This window comes from Halomonas alkalisoli (assembly GCF_021412585.1).
GTDB classification, from domain to species: Bacteria; Pseudomonadota; Gammaproteobacteria; order Pseudomonadales; family Halomonadaceae; genus Halomonas; species Halomonas alkalisoli.
Genome location: NZ_JAKCMI010000025.1, coordinates 38,523 through 48,305 on the forward strand (window position 1 = coordinate 38,523; position 9,783 = coordinate 48,305).

A 9,783-nucleotide genomic window follows, 5' to 3' on the forward strand; every position below is an offset into this window, starting at 1 on the left:
AATGTCGCACTTTGCAAGTCCGGAAGAGGGCTTTTCCTGCCAGGGCATCTACCGTGCAGGCAGGCGAGAGATGGGCCGGGCAAGGAGTGACTGGGCAAGGAGTGAAGAGCGGAGCGCGGAAAAGCGGTATCCTGCCCGTGAGTGGAGCCAATTTGCAGGAAGCCCCGGGGTGGGGCACTCTTTTCGCTTTACTGAACACAACAAGGGCAGGGGCCTTGCGATGTCAGAACTGCCAACTATAGAAAAAGGGAACCGCTCTCGCGGCGGTGCCGATGGTAACGGTGCCACCCGTGAGCGCAACGAGCGCGAGATCCTGGCGGCGGCCGAGCGGGTCTTCGCCCAGTACGGCTATCGCGGTGCCAGCGTGCAGGCCATTGCTGAAGCCGCGGGGCTGCCCAAGTCCAACGTGCTCTATTACATGGGCAACAAGCGCGGCCTCTACGTCCGCCTGCTCGAACGGATGATGGCGCGCTGGAATGCCTTGCTCGACGATATCAGCGTGGAGGACGACCCGGCCGAGGTGCTGGAAGCCTTCATCCGCAGCAAGATGCAGCTGTCTCGCCGCCATCCCGAAGGCTCCCGGCTATTTGCCGCGGAAATCCTCGGCGGCGCGCCCTTCCTCCAGGGCTATCTGCGAGGAGAGCTGCGCGAGTGGGTGCACGCCAGGGCGAAGATCTTCGAACAGTGGGCCGAGCGGGGCCTGATGGACCCGGTCGATCCGGTATGGCTGATCTTCCTGATCTGGTCGGCCACCCAGCACTACGCCGACTTCGAGGCCCAGGTGCTGGGCATTACCGGCAAGGATGAGATAAGTGATGCCGACGTGGAGCGGATCACCCGTTTTCTCACTCAGGTGATTCTCAAGGGGTGTGGGGTCAGGCCTCCTTCGGCAATGCCAGGCTGATCGCCACCGTGGCTGCCAGCATGGCGCTCGAGACCCACAGTGTGGCGGTGAGCCCGCCGGACATGTAGAGCCATCCCGAGAGCAGGGTGCCGATCAGCCGCCCCATGGCGTTGGCCATGTAGTAGAAGCCGACGTCCAGCGAGACACCGTCGGCGCGGGCCAGCTTGACGATCAGGAAGCTGTGCAAGCTCGAGTTGACCGCGAACACCGCACCGAACAGCAGCAGCCCACCGAGCAGCATGATATGTGGCTGCCACTCCAGTCCGAGCGCAATCAGCGCCGGCAGGGCGGCGAGACCCGCCGCCCACAGGATGGCGGCAGAGCGCCCCGCATGACGCCCGGTAATGCGAGGTGCCATTGCCTGTACCGCGCCGTAGCCGATGACCCACAGTGCCAGGAAACCACCCACCCGCCAGCTGTCCCAGCCGAACTGCGTGGCCAGGAACACCGGCAGCGCCACCACGAACCAGACGTCCCGCGCACCGAACAGGAACAGCCGTGCCGCCGACAGCACGTTGATCGCCCGGCTCTTGGAGAGAATCTCGCGAAACTTCGGCTTGGCCTTGGCGCGGCCCAGGTCGGCATCGAGCCTGACCAGCGAAAGCGCCAGCACGCCGGCGAGCATCACCGCCATCACCAGGATCGCCCCTTGGAAGCCGATCAGCGTGAGCAGCAGCCCGCCGAGGAAGAAGCCCACACCCTTGAGCGCGTTCTTCGAGCCGGTGAGCAGCGCCACCCAGCGGTAGAGCGCCGGATGGCCGGCATCGCCGGCTGGCACCAGGGTCTTGATCGCACTCTTGGCGCTCATCTTGTTGAGGTCCTTGGCGATGCCCGAGAGCGCCTGGGCGGCCATCACCCAGGGCACGCTGAGCCAGGCTACCGGCACCAGCAGCATGGCGAGGGCGAAGACCTGCAGCCCCAGTCCCAGGTTCATGGTGCGGTTGAGACCCAGGCGCGCGCCCAGCCAGCCGCCCACCAGGTTGGTGACCACGCCGAAGAACTCGTAGAACAGGAACAGCAGCGCCACTTCCAGCGCCGAGTAGCCGAGCTGGTGGAAGTAGAGCACCACCAGCATGCGCAGGGCGCCGTCGGTCAGCGTGAAGGCCCAGTAGTTGCCGGTGACCAGCAGGTACTGGCGCACCTCGCGGGGCAGGGCGGCGACGCGAGCGATCATGCGTCGGCTTTCCCTACCTTGGCGGCGAGTTCCACGGTGCGGCAGGCGTAGCCGTACTCGTTGTCGTACCAGGCGTAGAGCTTCACCTGGGTGCCGGCCACCACCATGGTGGAGAGCGCGTCGACGATGGAGCTGCGCGGGTCGCTGCGGTAGTCGATGGAAACCAGCGGGCGCTCCTCATATCCCAGGATACCGGCCAGTTCGCCTTCGGCGGCCTGCTTGAGCAGGGCGTTGATCTCTTCCACCGTGGTCTCGCGCTGCACCTCGAACACCATGTCGGTGAGCGAGGCGTTGGCCAGCGGTACGCGCACGGCATGGCCATTTAGCTTGCCGGTGAGCTCCGGGAAGATCGCGGTGATCGCCTTGGCCGAGCCGGTGGTGGTGGGAATCAGGCTCATGCCGCAGGCCCGCGAGCGGCGCAGGTCCGGCTTTTGTGGAGAGCTGGGAGCGTCCAGGATCACCTGGGTGTTGGTGATGTCGTGAATGGTGGTCATGGAACCGTGGCGGATGCCGAGCTGCTCGTGGATCACCTTGACCACCGGCGCCAGGCAGTTGGTCGTGCAGCTCGCGGCGGTGACGATACGGTGCTTGGCCGGGTCGAACAGGTGATCATTGACGCCCATCACCACGTTGAGCACACCCTCTTCCTTGACCGGGGCGCTGACCACCACGCGCTTCACCCCCTGAGCGAGATAGCCCTGCAGTTTCCCGGTCGTCTTGATCTTGCCCGAGCATTCGATGACGACGTCGCAGCCGGACCAGTCGGTATCGGCGATGTCGCGGTTCGCGGTGAAGTCGATGTGTTTCCCGGCGACGAACAGGGCGTCGTCATTGGCCGTGATATCATCGCCGCCACCGGTCCATTGGCCGTGCACCGAGTCGAACTGCAGCAGGTGGGCAAAGGTGGCGGCATCGCCGCCCGGGTCGTTGATACGCACGAACTCGAGATCGGGGGTCGACCAGCCGGCGCGAAGTGCCAGGCGGCCAATGCGGCCGAAACCGTTGATACCGATACGAAGGGACATGGTCCGCTCCTTTTTCCCTGAGATGTTGGGTGCCTGAGACGTGTCGCTGAAATGCGCCTGAAATATATGGCAAATCGTATATGAAAAAGGATGACAATTCGATGACAGCGTCGGCGTCATCGGCTCTGCCTATCGAGACCCGTCTGGATGACATCCGCCTGGCACTCGCCGGTCATAACCGTGCCGTGCTGGTCGCGGAACCGGGTGCCGGCAAGACCACCCGGGTTCCCCTGGCACTGCTCGAGGCGCCCTGGTGTGGCCAGGGCAAGCTGCTGCTGCTGGAACCCCGACGCGTTGCGGCCAGACTTGCCGCCGGTTTTATGGCCGATAGCCTCGGTGAACCGGTGGGGGAGACCGTCGGCTACCGGATGCGGGGCGAGAGCAGAGTGGGTGCCACAACCCGCCTCGAAGTCGTTACCCAGGGGATACTGACCCGAATGCTGCAGGACGACCCCCTGCTCGAAGGGGTCGCGGGAGTCATCTTCGACGAGTTTCACGAACGCAGCCTGGAGGCCGACCTGGGCCTGGCGCTGGCGCTTGACGCCCAGTCGGTGCGCGACGACCTGCGCCTGCTGGTGATGTCGGCGACTCTGGACGTCGAGGCGCTGCTCGGCGTACTGGGCCAGGACACCCCGGTGATCGATTGCCCTGGCCGGGCCCATCCCGTGAAGACGCGATACTTCCCCGTCAATGGCGGCCGGGATACGGCACGCCAGCAGTGCGCAGCGGTAATGGAGGCCATGCAAGAGGACGCGGGTGACGTCCTGGCGATACTCCCCGGGGTGGCCGAAATTCGCCGCCTGGCCAGGGAGCTGAGCGCGCGGCGGCCCGACCTTTCGGTCATGGAACTGCATGGGCGGCTGCCGCTGGATGCCCAGCGTCGTGCGCTACGCCCGGACCCGCAAGGCCATCGCCGGGTGGTACTGGCCACGGCGATTGCCGAATCCAGCCTGACCGTGGAAGGGGTTTGCATCGTGGTCGACGCCGGCCAGGAGCGGGTGCCGGTTTTTCAGCCACGCAGCGGGCTGACCCGCCTGGAGACGCGCCGGGTCAATCGCGCCAGCGCCGATCAGCGCCGTGGCCGCGCGGGGCGTCAGGGCCCCGGCCTCTGCCTGCGGCTATGGGCCGAGGAGCAGCCACTGATTCCCCACGGCGAGCCGGAGATACGACAGGCCGACCTGGCCCCGCTGGCATTCGAACTGGCCCGCTGGGGAGTCACGGACATCGCGGCACTCGCCTGGGTCACCACGCCGCCGTCCGGTGCGCTGGCCGCCGGGCGGGATCTGCTCCGGCGGCTCGGCGTGATCGACGAGGCTTGTCATCTCACCGCGCTGGGACGTCGCTGCGTCCGCTGGCCCACCCATCCACGCCTGGCGGTGATGCTGGAGCGAGCCCATGAGCTGGAGGCGCTGCCGCTGGCCTGTGCGCTGGTGGCCGCGCTGGAGGGGCGTGACCTGGATGGCGAGAAGGACCTGGAGCCGGCGCTTCAGGCGCGACTCGCCGACGCCAGGCGTTTTGGCCAGTGGCATCAGGAGGCACGTCGCCTGGCGCGCATCGGCGGCTGCGGACTGGAGGTGAAAAGCCTCGCCCCGCTGGGTGAGCTGCTGGCGCTGGCCTATCCCGAGCGCATCGGACAGCGTCTCGCCCCGGGGCGCTTTCGGCTGGCCGGGGGAGGGCTGGCCACCCTTCCCGAGGAGCATCCGCTGGCTCACGCCGAGCTGCTGGTGGCCGCTGACCTGGATGGCCAGGCCAGTGGCGCCAGGATATATCGCGGGGTGGCGCTGGCTGCCGACCGGCTCGAGGTTCTCTATCCCGAGACCGCCGAATGGCGGGCGAACATCGAGTGGTCGGATGAGCAGGGACGGCTGGTGGGCGAGCTGGTGCGTGGCCTGGGGGCGGTGGTGCTGGCGCGAAGGCCGCTTCAGCAGCTGCCGCCTGAGGCGGTCCGCCAGGCACTGCTAGAGGCATTGCGCCACCGCGGCGTGCTGCCTTTCGACGAGGCGGCCGACCAACTGCGTGGGCGGGTGGCGCTGCTGCGCCGGGAACTGGGCGACGACTGGCCCGACTGGTCGACGGCGGCGCTGCTCGACGATCTCGAGAGCTGGCTGGGCCCGCATCTCGATGGCATCACCCGGCTCGATGCCGTGGAGCGCCTGCCCCTGGCGCGAAAACTGCTCGACAGTCTCGACTGGTCGCTTCGTTCACGCCTCGACGACCTGGCGCCGGAACGACTGGGCGTGCCCAGTGGATCGTATATCCGTCTCGACTACAGGCCCTGCCTGGAGGGAGGCGAGCCGGTGCTGGCGGTAAAGCTGCAGGAGCTGTTCGGCTGGCGGGCCTCGCCGTGCGTCGCCGGTGGGCGCGTGCCGGTACTGCTGCACCTGCTCTCGCCGGCACGGCGCCCGCTGCAGGTCACCCGTGACCTGGCCAGCTTCTGGGCCAACGGCTACCCGGAGGTACGCCGGGAGATGCGCGGGCGTTATCCGAAGCACCCCTGGCCCGAGGATCCGCTCACCGCCGAGGCCACCGCCCGCACCAGGCGGCAGGGGTAAGATGATGATGCTGGCTGGTATAGTGAGGCGATAGTCTAAAGGGAACCCAGAAGGTCGGATATGAAGCCATCCTATACGAGGATCAAAGACTACCTGACCGAGCAGATCGAGCAGGGAGCGTTCGCGCCGGGCGACAGAATTCCGGCCGAGAATACATTGGCCAAGGAGTTCGGTGTCAGTCGTATGACCGCCAACAAGGCGATACGTGACCTGGTACACCAGGGGATGCTGATGCGGCGCACAGGATCCGGTACGTATGTTGTCGAGCTCAAGGCTGAGTCATCGCTGTTCGAGATCAAGAACATCGCAGACGAGATCCGGGCTCGGGGCGGCGTGCACAGCAGCGAGGTCATCTGTCTCGAAGAGGTGCCGGCGCTGGGAGATGTTGCCATCTTCCTGGGGGTCCAGACGGGCTCCCGTGTGTTCTACTCCGAGATCGTGCATCGGGAGAACGGGGTCAAGATCCAGCTTGAGCGGCGGCATGTGAACCCCAAACTGGCACCGGACTACCTGGAGCAGGACTTCGAGCGCCAGACCCCCAACGCCATCCTGGTGGCTCGTTACCCGGTCACCGATGTGGAACACTCGGTGGAAGCGGTGCACCCAAGCCCCCAGGAGGCAGCGCTGCTGGATATTTCGGAGCGGGAGGCCTGTCTCAAGGTGATTCGGCGTAGCTGGTCGGGAGAGCTGTTGATCAGCTATACCCAGCTGTTGCATCCGGGCTCCCGTTACAAGCTTAACGCTCGATTTCATACCGGCTCTTTATAACGGGTGTCACTCCCTGACAACGACACAGGCCATCCCTTGGGATGGCCTGTGTCGTTGTGTGTCCTCTGTGCTAACCGGCCAGGAAGAGCACCAGATAGCCTGCGGGAATCGCCAGGAACAGGCCGATGGCGGTACGAATGAACCAGATCGCCAGCAGCTGCGGAATGGAAATGGGAATGTTGGTGGAGAGAATGCAGGGAATCGACGCTGAGAAGAACAGGATCGAGGAGATCGACACGATGGCGGTGGCAAAGCGGGCCACGAAGGAGGCCTCGGTCATCTGCAGCGCCGGCAGGAACAGCTCGGCGAGACCAGAAGCGGTGGCCTGAGCCAGCATCAGGCCGTCATCGAGTCCCCAGGGCAACACGAAGGGGTAGAGGGCGTAGCCGAGCCAGTCGAACACCGGGGTATAGTTGGCCACCAGCAGGCCGATCAGCCCCACCGACATGATGGAGGGCAGGATGCTCATGGCCATCAACAACCCTTCGCGGCCATTGTTGAACACATTGCGTTGCAGGCTCGGTGCCCGCTCGGCGGCTTCCAGTCCGGCACGCAGGGCGCTGCTCAGGCGCTCTCCCCGGGGCACCATCGGTTCGGGGTTGGCTACGTCAGTGCTCATGCGGCTGATCGGCGGGATGCGCGCGGTAATGGCGGTGATCAGGAAGGTGATCAGCAAGGTCAGCCAGAAGTAGTGCAGCCACACATGCATGATGTCCAGGGTGTTCGCCACCACGATCATGAAGGTCACCGATGCGGTGGAGAACCCGGTGGCGATGATGGCTGCCTCGCGGTTGGAGTACATGCCGCTGGTATAGACCCGGTTGGTGATCAGCAGGCCGATGGAGTAGCTGCCCACGAAGGAGGCCACCGCATCGATGGCGGAGCGCCCCGGCGTCTTCCATAGAGGACGCATCAGCGGTTGGCAGATCACCCCCACCAGTTCCAGCAGCCCGTAGGTGGTGAGCAGGGCGAGGAAAATGGCCCCGATAGGCACGATCAGGCTCACCGGTACCACCAGCTTGTCGAGCAGGAAGGGCAACTTGTCGGCCTCGTGCAGCAGGGCAGGCCCGACACCGCTCATGGCCATCACCATGAAGACTACCCCGGCTACCTTGAGCAGGGTAAACACCAGATTGGTGGTGCTGTGCCGCCAGCTTCCGGTGATAAAGGGGTAGAGGGCACCTGCGGTAATCACGGCCAAGGCGTACCAGGGAGCCCAGTCACCCAGCAGACCGATGCAGTAGCGTACGAGGTGATCCAGGAGGATGGTGGAGCGTCCGCTGATCTCGATGGGTACAAAGAAGAACAGAATGCCAATGCCGCTGGGAATCACCAGCTTCATCAGGTTCCACCAGCTGCTTTTTCTGTTCTTGGGATATTCCGCCAGTTTTTCCATGGGATTCTACCGTCGCGTCGTTGTCCGAAGGAGTATTTGTATATACAGCATGAACAAGATTTAGCCATTTTTATCTCTGCGGCAAATAGACCTTAGTCTAATAATTTTGATGAGTACTGGATTTTAATATTTTAAAAACAATATGTTATGTCTTTTTGAGTGGTCTTGAAAAAATTCCCTCTTGACGACACCTCGTGAAATGGCCGATATCTGTATATACAGATTGTGCAGCTGACTCGGCTGCACCCGTCCGGCCACAAGAACGAGGATGCCTTCATGACCCAGTATCAGCCCATCGACCGCGACCCCCGTCACGATCCCAGCCGCCGGATCGCCGCCCCCACCGGGACTGAACTCAGCTGCAAGAGCTGGCTCACCGAAGCCCCCATGCGCATGCTGATGAACAACCTTCACCCGGACGTGGCAGAGCGCCCCGAGGACCTGGTGGTCTACGGCGGCATCGGTCGTGCCGCCCGGGACTGGCAGTGCTTCGACGCCATCGTCGAGACCCTCAAGCGCCTGGAGGACAACCAGTCGCTGCTGATCCAGTCGGGCAAGCCGGTGGGCGTGTTCGAGACCCACAGGGACGCCCCGCGGGTGCTCATCGCCAACTCCAACCTGGTACCGGCCTGGGCCAACTGGGAGCACTTCAACGAGCTGGATAAGCAGGGCCTGATGATGTACGGCCAGATGACCGCCGGCTCATGGATCTACATCGGTTCCCAGGGCATCGTCCAGGGTACCTACGAGACCTTCGTCGAGGCCGGGCGCCAGCACTACGACGGAAAGTTGGCCGGGCGCTGGATCCTCACCGCCGGCCTCGGCGGCATGGGCGGCGCCCAACCCCTGGCCGCGACCCTGGCCGGGGCCTGTTCGCTGAATATCGAGTGCCAGCAGACCAGCATCGATTTCCGCCTGCGCACCCGTTACCTGGACGAGCAGGCCAGCGACCTGGACGACGCCCTGGCGCGCCTCGAGCGCTACACCGCCGAGGGCAAGGCGGTTTCCATCGGCCTGTGCGCCAACGCCGCCGACGTGCTGCCCGAGCTGGTGAAGCGTGGCGTGCGCCCGGACATGGTCACCGACCAGACCAGCGCCCACGACCCGCTGCATGGCTACCTGCCGTCGGGCTGGAGCTGGGACGAATACGTGGCCCGGGGCAAGACCGAACCCGAGGCGGTGACCAAGGCCGCCAAGCAGTCCATGGCGGTGCATGTGCGTGCCATGCTCGACTTCCAGGCCATGGGCGTGCCGACCTTCGACTACGGCAACAATATCCGCCAGATGGCCCAGGAAGAGGGCGTGGAGAACGCCTTCGACTTCCCCGGCTTCGTACCGGCCTATATCCGCCCGCTGTTCTGCCAGGGCATCGGCCCGTTCCGCTGGGTGGCGCTCTCCGGCGACCCGGAGGACATCTACAAGACCGACCAGAAGGTCAAGGAGCTGATCCCGGACGACCCGCACCTGCACAACTGGCTCGACATGGCCCGGGAGCGGATCGCCTTACAGGGCCTGCCGGCGCGGATCTGCTGGGTCGGCCTGAAGGATCGCGCCCGCCTGGGCCAGGCCTTCAACGAGATGGTTGCAAAAGGAGAGCTCAAGGCACCCATCGTCATCGGCCGCGACCACCTGGACTCCGGCTCGGTGGCCAGCCCCAACCGCGAGACCGAGGCGATGATGGACGGCAGCGACGCCGTCTCCGACTGGCCGCTGCTCAACGCCCTGCTCAATACCGCCGGCGGCGCGACCTGGGTCTCGTTGCACCACGGCGGAGGCGTGGGCATGGGCTATTCACAGCATGCCGGGGTAGTGATCGTCGCCGACGGCACGGACGAAGCCCACGCGCGCCTGGGCCGGGTGCTGCGCAACGACCCGGGCACCGGGGTGATGCGCCACGCGGATGCCGGGTACGATATTGCCAAGCAGTGCGCCCGCGACAACGGCCTCGACCTGCCGATGCTGGA

General features: G+C 65.0%; 7 protein-coding genes. 4 read left to right on the forward strand and 3 right to left on the reverse strand.

Features of this window, described 5'->3' with window-relative positions; genetic code table 11:
• Positions 1 to 220 precede the first annotated feature (220 nt).
• A complete protein-coding gene (locus tag LY622_RS10725) occupies positions 221 to 904 on the forward strand; it encodes a TetR/AcrR family transcriptional regulator (RefSeq protein WP_234290899.1) in 684 nt (227 codons plus the stop codon).
• On the opposite strand, the gene arsJ is transcribed toward LY622_RS10725, so the two are convergent.
• Both arsJ and LY622_RS10735 read right to left on the reverse strand, forming a co-directional pair.
• Positions 876 to 2,078 carry an organoarsenical effux MFS transporter ArsJ gene (gene arsJ, locus LY622_RS10730; RefSeq protein WP_234290900.1) on the reverse strand — a complete coding sequence of 401 codons (1,203 nt, stop codon included), beginning with the start codon at positions 2,076 to 2,078 and terminating at the stop codon, positions 876 to 878. The genes LY622_RS10725 and arsJ overlap by 29 nt on opposite strands.
• On the reverse strand, positions 2,075 to 3,103 hold the full coding sequence (locus LY622_RS10735) for an ArsJ-associated glyceraldehyde-3-phosphate dehydrogenase (RefSeq protein ID WP_234290901.1): 1,029 nt from the start codon (positions 3,101 to 3,103) through the stop codon (positions 2,075 to 2,077). The genes arsJ and LY622_RS10735 overlap by 4 nt, the downstream gene beginning before the upstream one ends.
• A 101-nt stretch (positions 3,104 to 3,204) precedes the next feature.
• Here LY622_RS10735 and hrpB point away from each other — a divergent pair, with 101 nt between their 5' ends.
• Positions 3,205 to 5,655 (forward strand): ATP-dependent helicase HrpB, encoded by a 2,451-nt coding sequence (hrpB, locus tag LY622_RS10740; protein ID WP_234290902.1) that lies wholly within the window; start codon positions 3,205 to 3,207, stop codon positions 5,653 to 5,655.
• A 60-nt stretch (positions 5,656 to 5,715) separates the two neighbouring features.
• Positions 5,716 to 6,423, forward strand: a complete 708-nt coding sequence (gene hutC / locus LY622_RS10745; protein WP_234290903.1) for a histidine utilization transcriptional repressor HutC — start codon at positions 5,716 to 5,718, stop codon at positions 6,421 to 6,423.
• Between the two features lie 70 nt (positions 6,424 to 6,493).
• Here the strand turns inward: hutC and LY622_RS10750 are convergent, their stop codons facing one another.
• Complete coding sequence (locus LY622_RS10750) at positions 6,494 to 7,819, reverse strand: YjiH family protein (protein ID WP_234290904.1); 1,326 nt, start codon at positions 7,817 to 7,819, stop codon at positions 6,494 to 6,496.
• 276 nt (positions 7,820 to 8,095) lie between these two features.
• Here LY622_RS10750 and hutU point away from each other — a divergent pair.
• Positions 8,096 to 9,783, forward strand: a 1,688-nt coding sequence (gene hutU, locus LY622_RS10755; protein ID WP_234290905.1) for a urocanate hydratase, incomplete at its 3' end; no start/stop codon positions are given.

What these genes read in the sequence shown, in the direction of transcription:
- LY622_RS10725 (WP_234290899.1), top strand. Translation starts at nt 221, where the DNA reads ATGTCAGAACTGCCAACTATAGAAAAAGGGAACCGCTCTCGCGGCGGT.
- arsJ (WP_234290900.1), bottom strand. Translation starts at nt 2,078, where the DNA reads ATGATCGCTCGCGTCGCCGCCCTGCCCCGCGAGGTGCGCCAGTACCTG.
- LY622_RS10735 (WP_234290901.1), bottom strand. Translation starts at nt 3,103, where the DNA reads ATGTCCCTTCGTATCGGTATCAACGGTTTCGGCCGCATTGGCCGCCTG.
- hrpB (WP_234290902.1), top strand. Translation starts at nt 3,205, where the DNA reads ATGACAGCGTCGGCGTCATCGGCTCTGCCTATCGAGACCCGTCTGGAT.
- hutC (WP_234290903.1), top strand. Translation starts at nt 5,716, where the DNA reads ATGAAGCCATCCTATACGAGGATCAAAGACTACCTGACCGAGCAGATC.
- LY622_RS10750 (WP_234290904.1), bottom strand. Translation starts at nt 7,819, where the DNA reads ATGGAAAAACTGGCGGAATATCCCAAGAACAGAAAAAGCAGCTGGTGG.